Genomic DNA, 21,043 nt, shown 5'->3' on the forward strand with positions numbered 1-21,043 from the left:
GGGGGGGGTCGGCGGCGTGGGGCGGGGGTGGGTAGGTCGTGTGTTTGTTCCGTCCCGCCGGGGCGGCGCCGTTTTTTTTTGTGGCGGGGGGGGGGGGGGCGCGCGGGCCCCCCCCCCCCCCACCGCCCTTTTCCGGCCCTTCCGGTCCCTCACGCGATTGCCTCCCCCGCACAGGGACGATCTCCGGCGTCAACGCCACTACGATGGCGCGGTGTTGGTGAAGTGGATGCGCTGCGGGGTTGTGGATCAGGCGGGGTTCGACCGGGGGCAGCGCAGGTGGGCGGCGCTCAAGGACCAGCCCGGCTTCCGAGGGCAGGGCGGCGGCTGGAGCCGTGCCCAGCCCGGAATGGCGCATCTCTTCGCCTTCTGGGACAGCCGGCGGTCCTACGACGCCTTCATGGCCGGGCCGCACGACGGGATCGCCGCGTCGCAGGGCGACACCTACGAGATGCTCGCGGTGAATCTCTTCGAGCACCGGCTGGACGTCAAGGTCGGCTTCGAACCGACCTTCGCCGACGTCGACGTCCTGCGCGTCGCCCTGTGCAAAGTGCGGCCGGACCGTGTCGACCACTTCACATCGATGCAGCAATGGGTGTGGAATCCCGCCATGGCGGGTTCTCCCGGCATGCTGCGCGGCGTCTTCGGCCAGGGTCCGGGAAACGACTTCCTGGTGCTGTCCATGTGGAATTCGGCGACGGAGCGCGGTAAATACCGCGAGGGAGCGGTGACGCGGCTGTCGGAGCGCGCCGAACTCGACACCGATGTGGTGTCCGTGGCGGGTGACGTGGTGGATGTGGTGCAGGCGTGGACGGTCTGAGAGCGGATGGCTCGGGTGACACGGGTGGTGCCGACCGCGCGCCGGATATAGGCGGCGCTGTCACGGGTGGGGTGGAAGCCACCGCTGTGACAGCAGTGGCGGCCGACGATACGCAAGCCCCTTCCCCGCACCAGGTGCGGCTTTTCGGGGCCGCTTATCGGATGCTCGGATCGGCGTGCGCGGCGGACGAGGTCGTACGGCACGCGCTCACCCGTACGGCCGACACCGGTGCGGGCGACGCGCTGCCCGAACTGGTCCGCGAGGTCTTCGGCGCGATACGGGCCGTGCCCGAGCAGGCGGCGCGGCACCGGCGTGAAGCGCACGCGGGCTCCTGGCTGCCGGAACCGGTGCTCACCGAGGGCGGCGCGATGGGCGCCCTGGGCGCTCTGGAGACGGTCGAGAGCCGGGAATCGGTGTCCATGGCGCGGCTGGTCGCGCTGGAACGCCTGTCGTCGGCCGAGCGGGCCGCGTACGTCCTGCGGGAGACCTTCGGCTACGGGTCGGCGGAAACCGCCGTCGTCCTCGGACTGCCCGAAGTGCAGTGCCGCGCCCTGCGGCGCCGGGCACGGCAACGGGTGCGGGAGTCCGCCACCGGCGTTGACCTGCCCTGGCCGCAGCGGCGGCAGCTGGCCGAGGACCTGATGCGGGCCGCTTCGCACGCGGACCAGCAGGCGCTGGCGGAACTGCTCGCCGACGACGTGGTGGCCTGGTCGGACGGCGGCGGTGTCCCCGGGGCGGCCCGGCGTCCCGCCCTTGGAGCCGCCAAAGTGGCCCGCTTTCTGGCCGGACTGATCAGCCAGGCACCGGCGGGAACGCGCGGCCGGGTCGTCGAGATCAACGGCGACGCGGCGGTGCTGGCGACGACCGGGGATGTCGTGGTGGCCGTCGTGGCGCCGGAGTTCGGGCCGCAGGGGCTGGTCGGCATCCGCACGGTGGCCGATCCGGGACGACTGGTGTTCCTCAACCGACAGTGGGTGCGGCGGGGGTTGCGGCGCTGACCGGTGCCTGCTCTTTCGCCTGCGCGCTCACCTGCTCGTTCGCCGATGAGGCCGCGCCTGTGCTCGCGTCTACGCTTGTGGTCGCCCGTGCCCCGGTGGGTCCGTCCGGCCTCAGCAGCTTCGCCAGGGCGCTGGTGATCTGTTCCCCCAGGCTCGCGTCCACCGGCGCGTGATGGCTGATCAGCCGGTACCACATGGCGCCGAAGGCGAAGTCGACCGCGAGGTCCAGCGTCCGGTCCTCCCCGGCCAGTTCACCGCGCTCCACCCCACGGGCCAGGAGCGCGCGGAGCGCCTGCCGCCGGGGCCCGATCACCGTGGACTGGAGCCGCTGTGAGAGGTCCGGGTCGTGCTGGGCATCGGCCATCAGTCCGACCAGGGCCTTGCCGGTGAGTTTGCGGGTGAGCACGAAGGTGGCGTCGAGCAGCGTACGGACGTCGCGCAGCGTGTCGCCGCTGTCGGGGTCCAGGTGCTCCGCCTTGCGCAGACCCAGGTCGCGCAGGGCGTCGAGCAGGACGTCCTGCTTGGCGGGCCACCAGCGGTACACGGTCTGGCGGCCGACCCCCGCGTTCTCCGCGATGCCCTTCATGGTCAGGGCCTGATAACCGCCGTCCTGGCAGAGCCGCAGGGCCGCGTCGAGCACGGCGCGGCGGGCGGTCTCACTGCGGGGTCTGCCCCGCGCGGGTGTCTCGTCCACGAATCCACTTTACAAGGCATGGTGTCTCGCATACTCTTAACGAGTCAGCATGTCTCGTAAATGGAGCTCGCAATGAACGAACGCGTTGTCGGCGGCCGGGGGGAGCACCCCGAGGGCAAGGCCGACTCCCGGCGGACGATCCTGATCACCGGTTCCACTGACGGCCTGGGTCGCTGGCTCGCCATACGCCTCGCGACCGACGGAGCCCGTGTGCTGATCCATGGCCGCGACGGCCGCCGGGCCGAGGAGGTTCGCGACGCCATACGGGAGGCGACGGGTGAGGACCGCGCGGAGGTGCTGCTCGCCGACGTCTCCGATCTCGGGCAGGTCGACCGGCTTGCCGACGAGGTGCTGGCCCGTGCCGACCGGCTGGACGTGCTGGTCAACAACGCGGGAATCGGGACCGCCTCGCCGGGCGGAGCGCGGGAGGCGGACGAGCACGGCGTGGAGCGGCGGTTCGCGGTGAACTACCTGGCGGGGTACCGGCTCACGCACCGGCTCCTGCCCTTGCTGACGGCGTCGGCGCCGTCCCGCATCGTCAACGTCGCCTCCGCGGGTCAGCAGGCGATCGACTTCGGCGACCCGATGCTGACCAAGGACTACGACGGCGGGCGGGCGTACACGCAGAGCAAGCTCGCACAGGTCATGTTCACCTTCGACCTGGCCGAGGCGTTGAAAGGCACCGGTGTGACGGTGAACGCGCTGCATCCGGCCACGTACATGGACACCACCATGGTCAGAGAGGGAGGCATAGCGCCGTGGAGCTCGGTGGAGGAGGGCGGGGAGGCGACCTTGCGGCTCATCGAAGGCACCGATGTCGGCACCGGCCGGTACTACAACGGCACCCGGGAAGCCAGGGCCGACCGGCAGGCGTACGACGGGGACGCCCGACGTCGGCTGCGGGAGCTGTCGGAGGAGCTGACGGCGCGACTGTGAGGCGGATGACCCCCGGATCAGCGCGCCGGAGCGACAGTCGCGCAATAGGCTGATCGTCATGGGACGCCCTCGCCGCATTGTGCTCATCCGGCACGGCGAGTCCCAGGGAAACAGGGACGACACCATTTACGAGCGGGTGCCGGACCACGCCCTGGAACTCACCGCCACCGGCCTTCAACAGGCGAGGGAGGCGGGAGCGGGCTTGCGTGAGCTGTTCGGCGAGGAACGGGTCCAGGCATTCGTCTCTCCGTACCGCCGCACCTGGCACACCTTCCGGGCACTGGGGCTCGACCCCCGGCTGACCCGGGCCAAGGAGGAGCCGCGCCTGCGGGAACAGGACTGGGGAAACTGGCAGGACGTCGAGGACATCCAGCGGCAGCGCAAAGCCCGCGACGCCTACGGCCACTTCTTCTACCGCTTCGCGATGGGGGAGAGCGGCGCGGACGTCTACGACCGGGTCGGGGCCTTCCTGGAGACGCTGTACCGCGCCTTCGACAAGGAGGACTTCCCGCCGAACGTGCTGGTGGTCACCCACGGGCTGACGATGCGGTTGTTCTGCATGCGCTGGTTCCACTGGACGGTGGAGGAGTTCGAGGCGCTGTCCAACCCCGACAACGCCGAGACCCGCACACTCCTGCTCGGCCCCTCCGGCGGTTATACCCTGGACCGGCCGTTCGCGAGGTGGCGGACGCCCGGCCCGCCTGGCGGCGGGGAGTGGTGAAGTCGGCCGGTGACTTTGGGCACACGGAGATTGACCGGGATTGAACACGATGTCAGAGTTTCCGACGCCATGACCCCTCACACCACTGAAACCGACCGCGCCGCGCGCGCCGTGGCCAGCCTCCGCGGGCTGGCCGTGGGCGACGCCCTGGGCTCCCAGTTCTTCGTCCCCGCCAACTACCCGGCACTTCAGAACGGCCAACTGCCACCCGGCACCTGGGGGTGGACGGACGACACGGAGATGGCCTGCTCGGTGGTCTCGGTGCTGATCAAGCACGGACGCGTCGACCAGGACGCCCTGGCCCACTCCTTCGCCGAGCACCACGACTTCGACCGCGGCTACGGCCCGGCTGTCAACCGGATGCTGCGGCTGATCCGCCAGGAAGGCGGCGACTGGCGGGAACTCGCGGCCGGCCTGTTCAACGGGCAGGGCTCGTGGGGCAATGGCGCCGCGATGCGGGTCGCGCCCCTTGGTGCCTGGTACGCGGGTGACGCCGTCCAGGCCACCCACCAGGCGGAGATCTCCGCCTACACGACGCATCAGCACCGTGAGGCGGTCGTCGGGGCCATGGCGGTCGCCGCCGCGGCGGCCCTCGTCGCCGACCCCACGGGACCCCAGGCCCCGTCCGATCTCCTCGGCGCGGTTCTCGACCTCGTACCGCGCAGCGCGGTGCACGCGGGCATCCGACGGGCCAGGGACATGCTCGACTACGCGGACGTCGCCACGGTGGCCGCCGTGCTGGGCTGCGGGCGGCGCACCAGCGCCCATGACACCGTGCCCTTCGCCCTGTGGGCGGCGGCCCGCCATCTCGACGACTACGAGCAGGCGTTCTGGACCACCGCCAGGGCCGGTGGAGACGTAGACACGACCTGCGCGATCGTCGGCGGCATCGTCGCGTCCCGGCCGGGCGGCCAACCGCCGGGCGACTGGCGGGAGCGGACCGAAGTCCTCCCGGACTGGGCGTTGTCCGACTGACCGACCGCCGTGGGACGGCGTGAAGCAGCGGGGTAGGCTTGGTACTGCCATGCCGTACGAACCACCCACCCACAGCGTCGAACGCTCCCTTCGTGCCACCCTCGGGGCGCGGACCGTGGCGGGTGTGGACGAAGTCGGCCGCGGCGCCTGGGCCGGACCCGTCACCGTGTGCGCCGCTGTCACCGGACTGCGTCGCGCGCCCGAGGGGTTGACCGACTCCAAGCTGATCACCCCCAAGCGCCGGGCCCGACTGGCCGCCGTCCTCGGCGACTGGGTCACCTCCTACGCCCTCGGGCACGCCTCACCCGAGGAGATCGACGACCTCGGGATGACGGCCGCGCTCCGGCTGGCGGCTGTACGGGCGTTGGAGGGACTGCCGGAACGGCCGGACGCGGTGATCCTCGACGGCAAGCACAATTACCTCGGCGGTTCCTGGAAGGTCAGGACCGTGATCAAGGGCGACCAGTCCTGCGTCGCGGTCGCCGCCGCGTCCGTCATCGCCAAAGTGCAGCGGGACACGGCGATGGCCGAACTCGGCGCGGACTACACGCCGTTCGCCTTCGCCGACAACGCCGGATATCCGTCGCCTGTTCACCGTGCGGCCCTGGAGGAGTTGGGGCCCACCGCGCAGCACCGGATGTCGTGGTCGTATCTGGACGCGCTGCCCCGCTGGCAGCACCTCAAGAAGGTCCGTCAGCCGGTCGAGTCAGGGGAACAACTCGGTTTCGATTTCTGATCCACACGCCACCCCCCGCTGCGCATTCGTGCGGCATTTGATAGACATCAACTCATGCCTCTCATCCCCGAGGAGCCTCAGATTCACGAGAGCGTCCCGGGTCCCCGTACAGCTCCGGCCACCGGCCGCAGTGCGTCGACCCCCCGTCCTGTCCCCGGTCCGCCGCGGCCCGCAGCGCCGCGTCCCGCGCCGCCGAGGGAAGCCGCCGCAGGCGTCGGTCCGGGCCGTCACGGCCCCGCCCGTCCCATCGGTACCCCTGGTCCCGCCGCACCCTCCGGCCCGGTGACCCCGGCCGCGACGGCGGTTCCTCCCACCGTGCCGCAGCAGCGCGCCCAAGAGCCCGCCGCCGCCCAGATCCAACTCATCCCCGCGCCGACCGACGGTGCGCTCGACGCCGCCGACGAGACGGTCGACCTGCTGCTTGACACGGGTCGGGCACCCGGCGAGATCCTGGTCTTCACCACCGGTGACCAGCACCCGTGGGCGGCGCACGAACTCACCTTCGGCGAAGCGTCCTACTGGGCGCAGTACGACGCGGCCGACGACGTCTTCTACGCAGACATCTCCGCCGAGCGCACCACCGGGCGACCGGTCGTGGTCGTCGCCGTCAACGGCGGCAGCGACGACACGCTGCCGAGGGCGCTGGCGGGCGCACTGGCCAACGCGGGCGTCCTGCTGATCGTCTGCGGCGACCCGGCCAGGGTCAATTCCCTGCTGGGCGCCAGCGCCTGACCGTCAGCGCGCGGCCGCGCGGCGAAGAGCCTGCGTCGTCCCACCGGGGATGCCGTGCGCCGCGTCGCCCGGCCGCCGCGACCACGAAGCGGCGTTCGGTGTGCGGCCGACGCGATTCTCGCCGATCACATTCCAGCCGTCGGCGGTCAGGGTGACGTACGACCCGGAGCGAAGGCCGTGCAGGGTGCAGGCGTCACGCAGCCCCCACATCCACGCCCCGTCCTCCTCGGTCCAGCCGGGACCACCGTCCCGGCAGACCATCAGGACAGCGGTGCGTACCGGTTTGCGCAGTCGCAGATCGTGCGGGATGACGCGGCGCAGGTGCGAGAGCAGCGCATTGCGCCGCTCCCAGCCGTCGACCACCCCGCTGCGGGCGGTGAAGGAGGCGCTGGCCCGGATCCGGCCGTCCGGGTCGTACACCGCGATCACCGCGGTTGACGGGGACGGCAGGTGCCGGGCGTGCAGGTCCTTGATCACGTCACGCGGATTGGCCAGCAAAGGTACGCCGATGCCTGCCCATTCGGCCGGCTCCAGAGTGCGCGACGCGAGGGAAGTTGCGGCGGAGGACGTCTCCGGAACGAAGCCGATGGTCACGGTCCTCCTTTCATGGATGCACCCGTAGACCGGGCGCGGGCGCACGCCGGTCAGATGGCTCGATGAGCCGATAGGGGATCCGGCATCAATTCTCGCTCCCGTATTGCCCCGCGGCAACGGGCAATTGAAGCCGCCGACCGGTATGGACCTGTCCGCCGCTTAGATCCTGTCCCGTCCGGCGCCTCGCCACGCACATTCACCCCTGAACGGCCAGGACCAGCGGGAAGACAGCCGTCGCACCGGCCCGCCGCAGCAGCCTGGCCAGGACCGCCAGTGTCCAGCCCGTGTCGGAGAGATCGTCGACCAGCAGCACGGGACCGGGATTCGCCTGAAGGGCCGCGGCCAACTCCTGCGGTACGACGAAAGCCCCGTGCAGGGCGCGTACCCGCTGTGCGCTGTTACTGCGCGGTACGCCGCCCGGGTCTCCCTGATCCGCGTACTCGACCCGGCCGAGCAGGGGCATTCTGCCGACCTCGGCGATACGGGTGCTGAGCGATTCCACCAGCACGCCGTGGCGGCGAGAGGCGACACCGACCACGCCGACCGGGCGTGCGGGGGCGTCCGGCGCGCCGCTGGCCCAACCGCCGGGCCCCTTGGCCCAGTCGGCGAGCACCTGGATCACGGCGTCCACCACTTCCGGCGAAACCGGCTGGTCGACGGCTCCTTCGGCGAACAGCGGCCGCAGCCGGTTGCCCCACCCGATGTCGGACAGACGGCCCAACGCCCGCCCGGTGGACGCCTGTTCCGTCGCCGGAATACGACCCTTGAGCGCGACCCCGATCGCCTCGAGACCGGTCGGCCACATCTTGCGTGCTTCCAGCTCGACTCCGGGGCGCCCGAGCGCCGCGCGTGCCGCGTCCAGCGCGGCGTTCGACACCTCCAGCGGGAAGCGCGCGCCCGCGCAGTTGTCGCAGCGTCCGCAGGGCGCGGCCTGCTCGTCGTCCAACTGCCGGCGCAGGAACTCCATCCGGCATCCGGTGGTGGTCGCGTAGTCCCGCATGGCCTGCTGCTCGGTCTCGCGCTGGCGGGCCACCCACGCGTACCGTTCGGTGTCGTACGCCCACGGCTGCCCGGTCGCGGTCCAGCCGCCGCGCACCCGGTGCACCGCGCCGTCGACGTCCAGCACCTTCAGCATGATCTCCAGGCGGGAGCGGCGCAGATCGACGCGTGTTTCCAGCGCGGGGATGGACACCGGGCGGTCGGAGGCCGCGAGCACTTCCAGGGTGCGGCGCACCTGCTCCTCGGGCGGGAAGGCGAGCGACGCGAAATAGCGCCAGATCGACTCGTCCTCGCGCCCGGGCAGGAGCAGGACCTCGGCGTGGTCGACGCCGCGTCCGGCGCGGCCCACCTGCTGGTAGTAGGCGATCGGCGACGAGGGCGATCCGACGTGCACGACGAATCCGAGATCGGGCTTGTCGAAGCCCATGCCCAGGGCCGAGGTGGCCACGAGTGCCTTGACACGGTTGGCGAGCAGATCCGCCTCGGCCGCCTGCCGGTCCGCGTTCTCCGTCTTCCCCGAGTAGGAGGCGACGGGGAAGCCGCGCTGCCGCAGGAACGCGGTGATCTCGTCGGCCGCCGCCACGGTGAGGGTGTAGATGATGCCGGAGCCCGGAAGCGTTTCGAGGTGGTCGGCGAGCCAGGCCAGCCGGTGGGCGGCGTCGGGCAGTCGCAGCACGCCGAGCGACAGGCTCTCGCGGTCCAGCGGCCCGCGCAGGATGAGGGCGCCTTCCTGATCGGCCCCGGTGGCGCCGGTGCCGAGCTGCTCCGCGACATCGGCGGTCACGCGGGCGTTGGCGGTGGCCGTGGTCGCCAGCACGGGTACGCCGGGCGGCAGATCGGCGAGCATCGTCCTCAGCCGTCGGTAGTCCGGGCGGAAGTCGTGACCCCAGTCCGAGATGCAGTGCGCCTCGTCGACGACGAGCAGGCCGGTGGTGGCGGCGAGCTTGGGCAGCACCTGATCGCGGAAGTCCGGGTTGTTGAGGCGTTCCGGGCTGACGAGCAGGACATCCACCTCGCCCGCCGCGACCTCCGCCTCGATCTCGCCCCATTCCTCGGTGTTGGACGAGTTGATCGTGCGGGCCCGGATGCCCGCGCGTGCGGCGGCTTCCACCTGGTTGCGCATGAGGGCCAGCAGCGGCGAGACGATGACCGTCGGGCCGCTGCCCCGCTCGCGCAGCAGAGCCGTGGCCACGAAGTACACGGCCGACTTCCCCCAGCCGGTGCGCTGGACGACCAGCGTTCTGCGGCCGTGCGCGACCAGCGACTCGACGGCGAGCCACTGGTCCTCGCGGAGCCGTGCGGTGCCCGGCTCGGCGCCGACGAGTCGGCTCAGTACGGTGTCGGCCGCGGAGCGCAGCGCGGTGGGGGTCTCGGTCATGCCCCCATGCAACCTGATCGCACCGACATCGCGCCAACCCCGCTCCGTGGCCTGTGGATAACTCCACCGAAAGTTATCCACAGGTTTTTGGGGGGTCTGGTGTGATTCGCGCGATTACGGCATCGTCGATCTCATGACACAGAGCAACGAGATTCAGCACGGAGAGTCATCATCCGAAGCGGCCGACGTCAAAGTCACCTTGCGCGGGCCCGCCGACCTGGCCGACGCATTGCCGTACTTGATGGGTTTTCATCCCAATGACTCCGTCGTGCTCGTCGCACTGCACGGCGAGCACGGCCGCTTCGGCGGCCGACTGCGACTGGGCCTGCCGGAGGACCCGAGTGAGTGGCCGGAGACCGCCGACCAACTCGCCGACTGCCTCGTGAGGAACAGCACCCGTCGCGGTGGGCGACCCGACGCCATCGTGCTGTTCCTGTGCCGGGACCCGCGTGAAGGAGAGCGCGCGTCGGCCGTGATGGAAAGGCTGAGGCCGCTCGCCCAGCGGATCCGGGTGGCCTGCGGGGCGCTGGACGTGCCCGTCGTCGAGGCGTTGTGCGTCTCGGCCGGCCGTTGGTGGTCCTACTGCCGCCCCGCGGAGACCGTCCCGGCGGAGGGAACGGTCCTGGCTCCGCCCGGCCGGTCCACGATGGCGGCGGCCAGCGCCTACGCGGGAATCCCGGCGCCGGGTTCGCTGCGGGACATGGAAGCCAGGCTGAAGCCGTCCGAGGCGCGGAATCGTGATCACGAGATCGCCCTCGACGCGGCCTGCGCCGAATTGGTGCCCCGCATGCTCGACGACGGTGACTGCGAGAGCGTCCGGCAGCGAACACTCGCCCTGGCCCGTGCGGCACTTGAGAAGTTCCGCTCCGCGCCCCGGATCGACGATCCCGCACGTGCGGACCGGCGGGACGACCGGCTCCTCGCCGACAACGAGGGTGCGGCGGTCATCCTCGGCCTCCAGGACCGCACGGCACGCGACCGCGCCGCCGAATGGATGGAGCCCGAGCGGGCGGACGCCGCCCTTCGACTGTGGCGGGCGCTCGCCCGGCGCTGCGCAGGACCGTACGCGGACCATGCCGCGGCCCCGCTCGCCCTGGCGGGCTGGGTCGCCTGGTCCTCGGGCGACGAGGCCGAGGCGCGGGTCGCCCTCGGCCTCGCGCTGGACCTCGAACCCCACTACACCTTCGCGCGGTTGCTCCACCACTCCGTCAACGAGGGTCTGGACCCTGAGCTGTTGCGGCGGAGCCTGCGGCAGGAGCGGCGGCAGCGCGTGATCGCCTCGACTACAGCTCGCCGCGGGCCAGTCGGATCAGCCGGTCGAGGACCCGGCCGCCACTCACCCGGAGACCGTCGTGTTCGAACTCGTCGGTGACCCAGGTCCGCAGCCCGCGCACCGCACGCGCGGTGGCCAGCGAGTGGGCGGTGTCGACGTACATGTCGTCGTGGTAGATCGCCGCCGCCACCGGAATCTCATTGGCCGCCAACTGGCGGGTGTCATAGAGGTCCGGCCACTTCTCGCGGCGCGCGACAAGCTCCGCCGTCTCGCGCAGTGGTGCGAGCGCCGGATCGGACGTGAACATCCACGGATGGATGCTCTCTCCCGTGAACAGCACGGGAGCGTCCCCTGCCAGCGCGCGCTCGGCGTCGAACCGCGGGAATTCACCACGGACGGCCTCGGCGGCCCAGCCGGTGCCGTGAGGAGAGACGGACCCCTGTCCGTAGACCGACTCGTGCAGCACCGCGTAAAGGGGATTCGCGGCGAAGGACAGATGCTGCTGGACCTGGGAGAGAAAGGAGTCGGAGAAGACGGGACCGGAGGGACCCGTCACGAACGCGTACTCCAGCAGGTAGTGCAGGGTGTGCGAACCGGTGCCGGTGCCGAGCATGAGACCGAGGGACTGGAACGCCTCAGGTGTGAGGCGGCCTCCGCCGGGCAGCGACACCGCCTCGTCGCGCAGGCGGCGGACGATGGTGCGCACCGTCTCGACGTCTTCGGGGTAACGGGCGTAGTGACCGGCGTTCTTGCGCTCGATGCGGGGATAGGCGGCGCGGTAGACGGCCTCGGCGGTCACATCAAGACCCGGCAGGCCGCCCGTGACGAACACCTCCCGCAGACCTTCGGGCGCCGACGACAGATAGGTGACCGCGCAGAAGCCGCCGAAACTCTGGCCCAGCACGCTCCAGCACGCGTCCTCTCCGAGGAGCTGACGCCTGATGAATTCGCAGTCCCGGACAATCGAGTCGGCCCTGAAGTACGACAGGTAGTGCGCCTGGGCGGCGGCGTCGCCACGGGTGGGCAGCGTCTGGCGGGTGGCGGGCGTGGAGCGCCCGGTGCCACGCTGGTCGAGCAGCAGCACCCGGAAGTCGTCGAGCGCGCGCGGCAGCCAGCCGTCCCGTCCCAGCGGGCGCGGCGAGCCGAAGCCCGGACCGCCCTGGAGATACAGCAGCCAAGGCAACGACTCGCGCTCCCGGCCCGCCGCCACGACCTCGCGGGCGTAGACCTCGATCCGCTCCCCGTCCGGGGAGGAGTGATCGAGCGGTACGGCAAACGTGTGGTCGGTGATGACGGTGCCTGGCTGGCGGTGGACGGTCATGGAGTCTCTTTTCGGGGGTGCGGGCCGTGCGGGGAGCCGGGCCTCCCGTTCAGGAACGGTAGACGGGCCGTGACCTGTGCGCTCGGCGGGGCGTTCACCCGGCGTGCAGCACTCTCCCGGAAGACGAATCCCGTACGAGCGGGCGGCGGCTCCGGCCGTCGCCCGGGCCGCACGCGCGGCGAAGGACGGAGCCCGGTGAGCACGCCGCCGGTCGTCGCACCGCGCCGGGCGGCACCCGGCCCGGTACCCGTCCACGACGCCGTCATCTGCGTGGCGGCGCCGGCCCTCGCGGTGTCCGCACAGCACGGGCAGATGCGCGGCGACGGTCTGGACGGCTTCTACCGCGACGGCAGGCGACTGCTGAGCCGCTGCGAGCTGACGGTCGCGGGAGCCGAACCGGTGACCGTGCAGGCCAGGCTGCTCGACGCGGGACGGGCACGTTTCCTGGCGGTCGTCCGGACACCCGGCGACCGTGGCCCCGACCCGGTCGTCACGGTGGAGCGCGTCAGGACCGCCGAGGGCGGTGAGCGGATCACGTTCGCCAACGCGGGGCCGGTACGGGTGGCGCTGCCCGTCGAGATCGCGTTCGGCACGGATCTCGCGGCGCTCTCCGCGGTGGCCGCAGGGCAGGCCGGGGCGGATCTGACGGCCGGCGTCAGCGGCTCGGGGCTGCGCTGGTCGAGCGGCGGGGAATCGGCGCGGGTCACCGCGACTCCCGCGCCGGACGCGGCGCTGGGCGCGTCGGGACTGCTGAGGTGGGACCTGGAGGTGGCGCCGGGAGCGGCACGGACGATCGAGCTGCGAGTGGAGCCGGCACCGGCGGCCACGGCGGCGGGCAGCGCGCGGGCACCGGTCGGCGACAGACCGCCGCCGATGTGGGCCGACGCGCGGCTGGAGGGCGACGACCCCAGAGCCGGTGTCCTGCTGGACGCCTCGCTCGGGGACGCACAGGCCCTGCTGCTCCGCGCGCCGGAACATCCCGCCGACCTCTACGTCGCGGCCGGGGCGCCCTGGCGGATGGGGCTGGCGCCCGTGGACGCGTTGTGGGCGGCGCGGATGCTGCTGCCGTTCGGCACGCGGCTGGCGGCGGGCACGCTCCGCATGCTGGCCAGGTTGCAGGACCCCGCGACGGGCCGTGTGCCCGGAGTGCCGCGGCACTCCGGACCGCACCTGCCGCCGTTGGACTCGGGCGTGGAGGCGACGCTGCTCTTCGTGACCGTGCTGGCCGAGGCCCGACGCTGGGGGCTTCCGGCTCGCGAGGTGGAGCCGTTGCTCCCGGCGGCGGAGCGGTGCCTCGGCTGGATGCGGGCGGCGACGACGGATTCCGGCCTGGTCGTGGACCCGTCGGCGGAGGGTCCGGTGCGGGCGGAGGTACAGGCGTACGCGTATCGCGCGGCGGTGCTGGGTGCGGATCTGCTCGACGCCCACGAACGGAGTGGGGCGGACGGCTGGCGGGAGTACGCGGCGGCGCTGCGGGCGGGCTTCCGGCGGGGATTCTGGCTGGAGGATCCGGGCGGTGGGCGGCCCGCGCTGGCGCTGGCCCCCGGGGGAAGACCGGTGCCAGTGCTGTCCTCGTCGCTCGCGCACCTCCTCGACACCGGGCTGCTCGGCGAAGGGGCGCTCGCTCCCGGGTTGTTGGACAAGGGGCAGACGGAACAGCTCGGCAAGCTGTTCGCCGCGCCGGACATGAACTCCGGGTGGGGTCTGCGGACGATGTCGGCGAAGACGCCCGGCTTCAGCCCCTTCGGCCACCGCGGAGGCGCGGTGCGCGTCCATGAGACGGCGCTCGCCGTGTCCGGACTCGCCGCGGCGGGGCTGGAGCAGGAGGCGTCCGCGTTGGTGGGCGGGGTGCTGGACGCTGCGGCGGAGTTCGGACTGCGGATGCCGGAGATATACGGGGGCGAGCAGCGTTCTGCGGGCGGTGCGCCGTGCCCGCACCCCATGGCGTGCCGTCCGGCGGCGGTCGCGGCGGCCGGGGCCGTCCATCTGCTGACGGCGCTCGCCGGGGTGCGGCCGGACGCGCCGGGCGGCACGGTGGCGGTCCGGCCGATCAGCGCCGCGCCGCTGGGAGCCGTGCATCTGACGGGGTTGCGGGTCGCGGAGCAGCCGTTCTCCATTCGGGTCAGCCGTCTGGGGATGGCCATGATCGAGGAGGCGGCGCCGGGACTGCGCCTCGGGACCTGACCATGGGCGGGGACCGAGCGGAGAGGGACGGGAAAACGTATCGATCCGATAGGGATCAGGCTCCCGATCCGGCTGATTATCGTCAGGCAGACGACTATGATCGCGCCATGTCGCCCTACGACCCGTCGGCTTTCCCGCCCTTCGCCGTCACCGTCGACCTGGTCGTGCTGACCGTGCGACATCACGCGCTGTGCGCACTGTCGGTAAGGCGCGGCGAGCCGCCCTTCCAGGGGCGGTGGGCGCTGCCCGGCGGATTCGTCCGCGAGGACGAGGATCTTTCCCAGGCCGCGGCGCGGGAACTGGCCGAGGAGACGGGGCTCCGGGCGCAGAGCGGCGCTCATCTGGAGCAGCTCGCCACCTACGGGGATCCGCAGCGCGATCCGCGGATGCGCGTGGTCAGCGTCGCCCATCTGGTGCTCGCGCCCGACCTGCCCGCGCCTCGGGCGGGCGGTGACGCCCGCAGCGCGCGCTGGGCGCCGGTCGGGACGTTGCTGGGCGAAGGGGGACAGGAGCACGCGGGGGAGACGGCGCCGCTCGCGTTCGACCATGCCCGGATCCTGGGGGACGGGGTCGAGCGCGCGCGGTCGAAGATCGAGTACTCGTCGCTGGCCACCGCCTTCTGCCCGCCCGAATTCACGGTGGGGGAGCTGCGGCGGGTGTACGAGGCGGTGTGGGGTGTCGCGCTCGACCCGCGCAATTTCCACCGCAAGGTGACCGGCACGGTCGGTTTCCTCGTGCCGACCGGGGGGACGACGACCCGTCAGGGCGGCCGTCCCGCGCAGTTGTTCAGGGCGGGCGGGGCCGCACTGCTCAATCCGCCGATGCTGCGGCCCGAGGTGTAGAACCGGCTCTTTCCGCAAAACGCCCATTTGCGGAGCTATGGTGCAAGGGTGATCCAGGCCATCGGGTTGACCAGCATGCCCCGCCGCAACGCCCCGCCCGCCGTCACCGACCTCACGTTCGACATCAGGGCCGGTGAAGTCACCGGCCTGCTCGGTCCCGCCGGATCGGGAAAGTCCACGGCGCTGCGCCTGCTGCTCGGGCTGGAGGGCGGACGCGGCGCCACCCTCGTCGACGGCCGGCCGCTGCGCGACCTCCCCCACCCCGCCCGCGTCGTCGGCGCCCTCCTGGGTGACGTGCCCGGACATCCCGGACGCACCGCCCGAAGCCACCTCCGCATGCTCTGCGCCGCCTTCGGACTGCCCGCCACCCGCGCCGACGAGGTGCTCGACCAGGTCGGCCTCGCCGAGGTCGCCGAACAGCGGCTCGGCACGTACTCGCTGGGCATGGACCGCCGTCTCGGTTTCGCCGCGGCCCTGCTCGCCGACCCCCGCGCGCTGATCCTGGACGACCCGGTGCGCGAACTCCCGGCCCGCGAAGCCGCCTGGGTGCACGCGCTCGTACGACGGCATGTCGCCGCCGGGGGCGCGGTCCTGCTCACCGGCCGTGATACCAAAGCCCTCGCCCGTACCGCCGACCACGTGATCGCGATCGACAAGGGGCGCCTGGTCGCGGACCAGTCGGCCGCGCACTTCGCCCGCACGAGGATGCGCCCGTACGTGGCCGTCCGCTCGCCCTACGCCGAGCGCCTGGCCACGCTGCTCACCGAGGACGGCGCCGAGGTGATCGCCGCGACCGGCAGCCGTATCGCCATCTACGGCACCAACTCTGCCGCGGTGGGGGAGACCGCCTACCGCCACGGCATCCTGCTGCACCACCTCGCCGACGAGAGCGGAAACGGCGTCACAACCCCGGACGTCACCCCCGAGGCAGAAGGCGGCGTGGCGGCCGCCGTACCGCCCGCCCTGCCGCAGCCGCGGCGGCGTCCGGCACGGCAGCACGGCCCGGTCCGGCCGCTGCGGTACGAACTGCGGCGCGCCTTCGGGGTCCTCACGCCGTGGCCGATCGCCGGAGCGGCGCTGGTCGGCTCGGTGCTCGGCACGGTCCTGATGGCACGCACCGGGGCTGTGTCCGTACCGCCGTTGCGGTTGATCTCCGGATGGGCGGTCCGGCTGCCGCTGCCCGCGGCGGCCGTGGGCGCGGGCGTGCTGGGCGCACTCGCCTACGGGCAGGAGTTCCGCTACCCCGCCCTCGCGCCGGGGTACGGCCCCGAGCCGCGGGTCCTGCGGCTGCTCGGCGCCAAACTCGCCGTGAGCGGAATCTGCGCGCTGCTGCTCGCCGCGTTCGCCGCCGTCGCCGACACCCTGGCGCTGCGGCTGACCCTCGGCCCGGGAAAGGCGCCGGATCTGACGACGCTTCCTGCCGCGCTCGGCGGGTGGGCGGCGCTCGCTGTCGGCTGCGCCTGGGCGGGGGTGCTCGCGGCGGGCGTGTTCCGTACCACCGCGCTCGGTGTGGCCGCCGTCCTCGCCGTACCGCTGCTGGTCGCTCCGGCCGTACGGGGACTGTTCGGTGGGCCGGTGGCACGACAACTCGCCGACGCGGGCGGAGCGTTGTGGTCGGTGGTCAGCGGGGTCTCGCAGGGCGGCGGCGGAACGGTCGAGGGACTGCTGCGCTTCGCCGCCCAACCGGTGGTCTCCGCGCTGTCGTTGTCACTCACCGTGCTGGTCTGCGCCTATCTGGCAACCGCGTTGCGCGGACGGCGACGCTGGCGCCGCCCAACTGCCCCACGCGTCAGCCGAACTGCGCCGCTTACCAGCAAGAAGGGATGATTCATCGCCATAAAACGTCAATTATGAGGTGATGAGCGCTCACCCTTTCGTGTGCTTTTCAGCAAAGCCCTCAAGGCGCGCATCGGCATCGCCGACAAAGGATGCGTGAGTACCCTTGCGCACACCATGATGACCGCGGCTCGTTCTGCCGACTCCGGAATCGCCGGATCGGGCGAGCTGGACCGCTATTCGTACGCCGAAGCCCCTGGCACCGACCGACCTGGACTGACGTCCTGGGAGGGCATGGAGCCGGATATGAACCGGATGGGCCGCCGGGCCGGCGGCAGCCGTGGCCGGGGACTGCACGGACAACTCGTCCAGCAGCTTGGGCAGATGATCGTCTCCGGCGATCTGGGCGCCGACCGCCCGCTGGTCCCCGAGGAGATCGGCCAGCGCTTCGAGGTCTCCCGCACCGTGGTGCGCGAGTCCCTGCGCGTGCTGGAGGCCAAGGGCCTGGTCAGCGCCCGGCCCAACGTCGGAACCCGGGTCCGCCCGGTGAGCGACTGGAATCTGCTCGACCCCGACATCATCGAATGGCGCGCCTTCGGGCCGCAGCGCGACGACCAGCGCCGCGAACTGCTCGAACTGCGCTGGACGATCGAGCCGCTGGCCGCCCGGCTCGCCGCGGGCCACGGCCGCGAGGACGTACAGCAGCGCCTCGCCGACATGGCGGAGATCATGGCGCACGCCGCCGCGCAGGGCGACGCGCTGACCTTCTCCAGGGCCGACGCCGAATTCCACGCCCTGCTCCTCCAGGTCGCGGGCAACCGGATGCTGGAGCACCTGTCGGGGATCGTCTCCTCCGCGCTGCACGTGTCCGGCGGCCCGGTGACCGGCTGCGACCGCCCCGGCGACACCTCGGTCGGCCTGCACCAGCGGATCGTCGAAGCGCTCGCCGAGAGCGACGGCGGCACGGCGGAGGCGGCGATGCGCCAGCTCCTCACCGTCCTGCCCGAGCAGCCCGAGTCCGCTCCCGCCGACCACGTCGTCCCCGGTCCGCGCGAGCAGCACTGACCGTGTCGCCCTCCGCCGCGGACCCCGGAACACCTGGGGTCGGCGGCGGTCCCATGTGGTCCCCCGTGGCTCTCCCGGCCGCTCTCCCGCGCCCTCGCACGGCCGGACGGGTCATGTGTCCGGATTTATGACCGATCTGCACGATTTAGGGTGTGACTCGGGCCACGTAGGGTGGGCGTAACGCTTGGCGAGGCAGCGCGATGACTTAAGAGGTGGCCACGGCACAAGGAATATTCAGCGACGATTTTGACGCTGAGTGGCTGTGCGGTTCCACCGAGTCGTTCCCATCGTTCCGAGAGGTTGTTCGTGTCGGCCAGCACATCCCGTACGCTCCCGTCCGAGATCGCCGAGTCCGAGTCTCTGATGGCGCTCATCGAGCAGGGTAAGGCCCAGGGGCAGATCGCCGGCGACGACGTGCGTCGGGCGTTCGAAGCGGACCAGATTCCGGCAACCCAGTGGAAGAACGTTCTGCGCAGCCTCAACCAGGTCCTCGACGAGGAGGGTGTGACGCTGATGGTGACTGCCGCTGAGGCGCCCAAGCGCACCCGTAAGAGCGTCGCAGCCAAGAGCCCGGCGAAGCGTACTGCCACCAAGACGGTCGCCTCCAGGGCGACCCCTGTCAAGAAGACCGCTGCGCCCAAGGCCGCCGCCCCGGAGGCGGAGGCCGAGGCCGAGACCACGGTGGAGCCATCGGTGGAGGCGGAGAGCCCAGCAAGGAAGGCGCCGGCGAAGAAGGCCGCCGTCAAGAAGACCGTTGCCAAGAAGGCCCCCGCCAAGAAGGTGGCGGCCAAGAAGACCGCCGCAGGCGAGGACGAGGCCGTCGACGCGGAGGAGACGGTCGAGGAGGCCGCCGCGGGCAAGGGCGGCGAGGAGGAGACCGAGAAGTCGGAGTCCGAGAGCTTCGTGCTCTCCGACGACGACGAGGACGACGCGCCCGCACAGCAGGTCGCCGTCGCCGGTGCCACCGCCGACCCGGTCAAGGACTACCTCAAGCAGATCGGCAAGGTCCCGCTACTCAACGCCGAGCAGGAGGTCGAGCTGGCCAAGCGCATCGAGGCCGGTCTCTTCGCCGAGGACAAGCTGGCCGCGGCCGACAAGCTCGCCCCCAAGCTCAAGCGCGAGCTGGAGATCATCGCCGAGGACGGCCGCTGGGCCAAGAACCACCTGCTGGAGGCCAACCTCCGCCTCGTGGTCTCGCTGGCCAAGCGCTACACCGGTCGCGGCATGCTCTTCCTGGACCTGATCCAGGAGGGCAACCTGGGTCTGATCCGCGCGGTCGAGAAGTTCGACTACACCAAGGGCTTCAAGTTCTCCACCTATGCCACCTGGTGGATCCGGCAGGCGATCACCCGCGCGATGGCCGACCAGGCCCGCACCATCCGTATCCCGGTGCACATGGTCGAGGTCATCAACAAGCTGGCCCGCGTACAGCGCCAGATGCTCCAGGACCTGGGCCGCGAGCCCACCCCGGAGGAGCTGGCCAAGGAACTCGACATGACCCCCGAGAAGGTCATCGAGGTCCAGAAGTACGGCCGCGAGCCGATCTCCCTGCACACCCCGCTGGGCGAGGACGGCGACAGCGAGTTCGGCGACCTCATCGAGGACTCCGAGGCGGTCGTGCCGGCCGACGCGGTCAGCTTCACGCTGCTGCAGGAACAGCTCCACTCGGTGCTCGACACCCTCTCCGAGCGGGAGGCGGGCGTGGTCTCCATGCGCTTCGGCCTCACGGACGGGCAGCCGAAGACGCTGGACGAGATCGGCAAGGTCTACGGGGTCACGCGCGAGCGGATCCGGCAGATCGAGTCCAAGACGATGTCCAAGCTGCGTCACCCGTCGCGGTCCCAGGTACTGCGCGACTACCTGGACTGACCCGGCCGGGCTGACCCGACGTCATTTCCGCGGAGTTCTCCGGAGTCCTTCGGGCCTCCGGAGAACTCCGCGGACGTCTTTCGGGCGACACGGCCTCTTTGCGGATGCGGCCTCCGGCCCTATCGATCACTCTGGGTGTCCAGAGTGCTCCACAGGGTCAGGAGGCCGCATGCGTTTCCCCTTCCGTGCCGTGACCGGTCGTCGTCGTGCTGTGATCGGCGGTTTCGCGGCGGCGCTGTTGCCGACGCTGGCCGTCCCGCTGGCCGCGCCCGCGACCCCGGCCGCCGCCAACGGCGTCGTGATCGGTGGCAACCCGGCCAGCACGGACAGCACGCCATGGGTGATGGCCCTGGCCAGCCGCAAGCGCTTCGGCTCCGGCAGGTCCGGCCAGTTCTGCGGCGCGGTGGCCGTCGGGCCTCGTACGGTGATCACCGCGGCCCACTGCTTCGGCCGTGAGGCGCTCGGAGCGAGCGACTGGCACCAACTGCCCGACCTGCGTGTGATCGCCGGTCGTACGGACCTCAGCGGCGGTCGTGGGCAGGAACTGGGCCTGTCGCAGGTGTGGGTCAACCCCGGCTTCGACTCGACGACGAACTCCGGCGACATCGCGGTCATCACGCTGGCGACAGCGCTGCCGAAGGGCGCGACGATCCCGATCGCGGACTCCTCCGACGAGCAGGACTACCGGGCGGGCACTCAGGCGCAGGTCTACGGGTGGGGTGACACGACCGGCCGCGGCACGTACTCGAACACGCTGCGTTCCGCGACGGTCACGGTTTTCGCGGACACGGTGTGCGCGCAGGCGTATCCGGGGAGTTTCGACGGCACTTATGTGCGCGCCTCGATGATGTGCGCGGGTGCCAAGGGCGGGGGCCGGGACGCCTGTCAGGGCGACAGCGGCGGCCCGCTGGTCGTGGGGGACCGGGTCGTCGGTCTGGTCTCGTGGGGCAGTGGCTGCGCGGAGGCGGCCTATCCAGGGGTCTACACGCGCGTCTCGGCGATGGCCTCACTGGTGGCGGCGCACAGTAGCTGAGCGCTGGCGCAGCGCGGTCGAAGGCTGGCAGAACCAGCTGAGCTGCGGCGGGCCGCGGTTGAACGGAAGACGGCGGGCGGACACCCCCTGGAGGGGTCTG

General features: G+C 71.6%; 18 protein-coding genes. 14 read left to right on the forward strand and 4 right to left on the reverse strand.

The window, feature by feature from the left end; translation table 11 throughout:
* Window positions 1–211: 211 nt before the first annotated feature.
* Both ACFY9V_RS30440 and ACFY9V_RS30445 read left to right on the forward strand, forming a co-directional pair.
* On the forward strand, window positions 212–817 hold the full coding sequence (locus ACFY9V_RS30440; RefSeq protein ID WP_391163813.1) for a DUF4937 domain-containing protein: 606 nt from the start codon (window positions 212–214) through the stop codon (window positions 815–817).
* A gap of 161 nt (window positions 818–978) precedes the next feature.
* Entirely contained in the window at window positions 979–1,815 is an 837-nt protein-coding gene (locus ACFY9V_RS30445; RefSeq protein ID WP_391163814.1) for a sigma factor-like helix-turn-helix DNA-binding protein, read from the forward strand.
* On the opposite strand, the gene ACFY9V_RS30450 is transcribed toward ACFY9V_RS30445, so the two are convergent.
* Window positions 1,778–2,509, reverse strand: coding sequence for a TetR/AcrR family transcriptional regulator C-terminal ligand-binding domain-containing protein (locus ACFY9V_RS30450; RefSeq protein ID WP_391163816.1), 732 nt, complete (start codon window positions 2,507–2,509; stop codon window positions 1,778–1,780). The genes ACFY9V_RS30445 and ACFY9V_RS30450 overlap by 38 nt on opposite strands.
* 72 nt (window positions 2,510–2,581) lie before the next feature.
* Here ACFY9V_RS30450 and ACFY9V_RS30455 point away from each other — a divergent pair, with 72 nt between their 5' ends.
* The 5 genes from ACFY9V_RS30455 (at window position 2,582) to ACFY9V_RS30475 (ending at window position 6,609) form a co-directional block, all read left to right on the forward strand.
* The gene (locus ACFY9V_RS30455) at window positions 2,582–3,445 is read left to right on the forward strand and encodes an SDR family NAD(P)-dependent oxidoreductase (RefSeq protein WP_391163817.1); all 864 of its coding nucleotides are present in this window, start codon (window positions 2,582–2,584) and stop codon (window positions 3,443–3,445) included.
* A gap of 58 nt (window positions 3,446–3,503) precedes the next feature.
* A complete protein-coding gene (locus ACFY9V_RS30460; RefSeq protein ID WP_391049005.1) occupies window positions 3,504–4,166 on the forward strand; it encodes a histidine phosphatase family protein in 663 nt (220 codons plus the stop codon).
* A gap of 69 nt (window positions 4,167–4,235) precedes the next feature.
* Window positions 4,236–5,141 (forward strand): ADP-ribosylglycohydrolase family protein, encoded by a 906-nt coding sequence (locus tag ACFY9V_RS30465; protein WP_355338251.1) that lies wholly within the window; start codon window positions 4,236–4,238, stop codon window positions 5,139–5,141.
* A 49-nt stretch (window positions 5,142–5,190) separates the two neighbouring features.
* The gene (locus ACFY9V_RS30470) at window positions 5,191–5,877 is read left to right on the forward strand and encodes a ribonuclease HII (RefSeq protein WP_355338254.1); all 687 of its coding nucleotides are present in this window, start codon (window positions 5,191–5,193) and stop codon (window positions 5,875–5,877) included.
* A gap of 54 nt (window positions 5,878–5,931) precedes the next feature.
* Complete coding sequence (locus tag ACFY9V_RS30475) at window positions 5,932–6,609, forward strand: hypothetical protein (protein ID WP_391163818.1); 678 nt, start codon at window positions 5,932–5,934, stop codon at window positions 6,607–6,609.
* Window positions 6,610–6,612: 3 nt separating this feature from the next.
* Here ACFY9V_RS30475 and ACFY9V_RS30480 read toward each other — a convergent pair whose 3' ends face one another.
* Together ACFY9V_RS30480 and ACFY9V_RS30485 are read right to left on the reverse strand one after the other, a co-directional pair.
* Window positions 6,613–7,203 carry a hypothetical protein gene (locus ACFY9V_RS30480; protein WP_355338259.1) on the reverse strand — a complete coding sequence of 197 codons (591 nt, stop codon included), beginning with the start codon at window positions 7,201–7,203 and terminating at the stop codon, window positions 6,613–6,615.
* A 196-nt stretch (window positions 7,204–7,399) separates the two neighbouring features.
* Entirely contained in the window at window positions 7,400–9,580 is a 2,181-nt protein-coding gene (locus tag ACFY9V_RS30485) for a DEAD/DEAH box helicase (protein ID WP_391163819.1), read from the reverse strand.
* Between the two features lie 133 nt (window positions 9,581–9,713).
* Here ACFY9V_RS30485 and ACFY9V_RS30490 point away from each other — a divergent pair, with 133 nt between their 5' ends.
* Window positions 9,714–10,952 carry a DUF4192 family protein gene (locus ACFY9V_RS30490; RefSeq protein WP_391163820.1) on the forward strand — a complete coding sequence of 413 codons (1,239 nt, stop codon included), beginning with the start codon at window positions 9,714–9,716 and terminating at the stop codon, window positions 10,950–10,952.
* Here the strand turns inward: ACFY9V_RS30490 and ACFY9V_RS30495 are convergent.
* Complete coding sequence (locus ACFY9V_RS30495) at window positions 10,864–12,174, reverse strand: alpha/beta fold hydrolase (RefSeq protein WP_391163821.1); 1,311 nt, start codon at window positions 12,172–12,174, stop codon at window positions 10,864–10,866. The genes ACFY9V_RS30490 and ACFY9V_RS30495 overlap by 89 nt on opposite strands.
* Window positions 12,175–12,369: 195 nt before the next feature.
* Between ACFY9V_RS30495 and ACFY9V_RS30500 the strand changes: the two genes are divergently transcribed.
* From ACFY9V_RS30500 to ACFY9V_RS30525, 6 genes are all read left to right on the forward strand, one after another.
* Window positions 12,370–14,358, forward strand: coding sequence for a glycogen debranching N-terminal domain-containing protein (locus ACFY9V_RS30500; protein WP_391163822.1), 1,989 nt, complete (start codon window positions 12,370–12,372; stop codon window positions 14,356–14,358).
* Between the two features lie 107 nt (window positions 14,359–14,465).
* Entirely contained in the window at window positions 14,466–15,200 is a 735-nt protein-coding gene (locus ACFY9V_RS30505; protein ID WP_188286086.1) for an NUDIX domain-containing protein, read from the forward strand.
* Window positions 15,201–15,248: 48 nt separating this feature from the next.
* Window positions 15,249–17,027: an ATP-binding cassette domain-containing protein gene (locus tag ACFY9V_RS30510; RefSeq protein WP_391163823.1), complete on the forward strand. Its 1,779-nt coding sequence runs from the start codon at window positions 15,249–15,251 to the stop codon at window positions 17,025–17,027.
* A gap of 105 nt (window positions 17,028–17,132) precedes the next feature.
* On the forward strand, window positions 17,133–18,041 hold the full coding sequence (locus ACFY9V_RS30515) for a FadR/GntR family transcriptional regulator (protein WP_355338277.1): 909 nt from the start codon (window positions 17,133–17,135) through the stop codon (window positions 18,039–18,041).
* A gap of 306 nt (window positions 18,042–18,347) precedes the next feature.
* On the forward strand, window positions 18,348–19,910 hold the full coding sequence (locus ACFY9V_RS30520; RefSeq protein ID WP_391048985.1) for an RNA polymerase sigma factor: 1,563 nt from the start codon (window positions 18,348–18,350) through the stop codon (window positions 19,908–19,910).
* Window positions 19,911–20,079: 169 nt separating this feature from the next.
* Complete coding sequence (locus tag ACFY9V_RS30525) at window positions 20,080–20,943, forward strand: trypsin-like serine protease (protein WP_391163824.1); 864 nt, start codon at window positions 20,080–20,082, stop codon at window positions 20,941–20,943.
* Window positions 20,944–21,043: the final 100 nt, after the last annotated feature.

Origin of the sequence: Streptomyces sp. NPDC008317, from assembly GCF_042955955.1 — a bacterium.
GTDB lineage: Bacteria > Actinomycetota > Actinomycetes > Streptomycetales > Streptomycetaceae > Actinacidiphila.

Coding starts and splice junctions, on each gene's coding strand:
- ACFY9V_RS30465 (WP_355338251.1), top strand. CDS start 4,236: ATGACCCCTCACACCACTGAAACCGACCGCGCCGCGCGCGCCGTGGCC.
- ACFY9V_RS30485 (WP_391163819.1), bottom strand. CDS start 9,580: ATGACCGAGACCCCCACCGCGCTGCGCTCCGCGGCCGACACCGTACTG.
- ACFY9V_RS30505 (WP_188286086.1), top strand. CDS start 14,466: ATGTCGCCCTACGACCCGTCGGCTTTCCCGCCCTTCGCCGTCACCGTC.
- ACFY9V_RS30470 (WP_355338254.1), top strand. CDS start 5,191: ATGCCGTACGAACCACCCACCCACAGCGTCGAACGCTCCCTTCGTGCC.
- ACFY9V_RS30490 (WP_391163820.1), top strand. CDS start 9,714: ATGACACAGAGCAACGAGATTCAGCACGGAGAGTCATCATCCGAAGCG.
- ACFY9V_RS30495 (WP_391163821.1), bottom strand. CDS start 12,174: ATGACCGTCCACCGCCAGCCAGGCACCGTCATCACCGACCACACGTTT.
- ACFY9V_RS30475 (WP_391163818.1), top strand. CDS start 5,932: ATGCCTCTCATCCCCGAGGAGCCTCAGATTCACGAGAGCGTCCCGGGT.
- ACFY9V_RS30445 (WP_391163814.1), top strand. CDS start 979: ATGCTCGGATCGGCGTGCGCGGCGGACGAGGTCGTACGGCACGCGCTC.
- ACFY9V_RS30460 (WP_391049005.1), top strand. CDS start 3,504: ATGGGACGCCCTCGCCGCATTGTGCTCATCCGGCACGGCGAGTCCCAG.
- ACFY9V_RS30455 (WP_391163817.1), top strand. CDS start 2,582: ATGAACGAACGCGTTGTCGGCGGCCGGGGGGAGCACCCCGAGGGCAAG.
- ACFY9V_RS30525 (WP_391163824.1), top strand. CDS start 20,080: ATGCGTTTCCCCTTCCGTGCCGTGACCGGTCGTCGTCGTGCTGTGATC.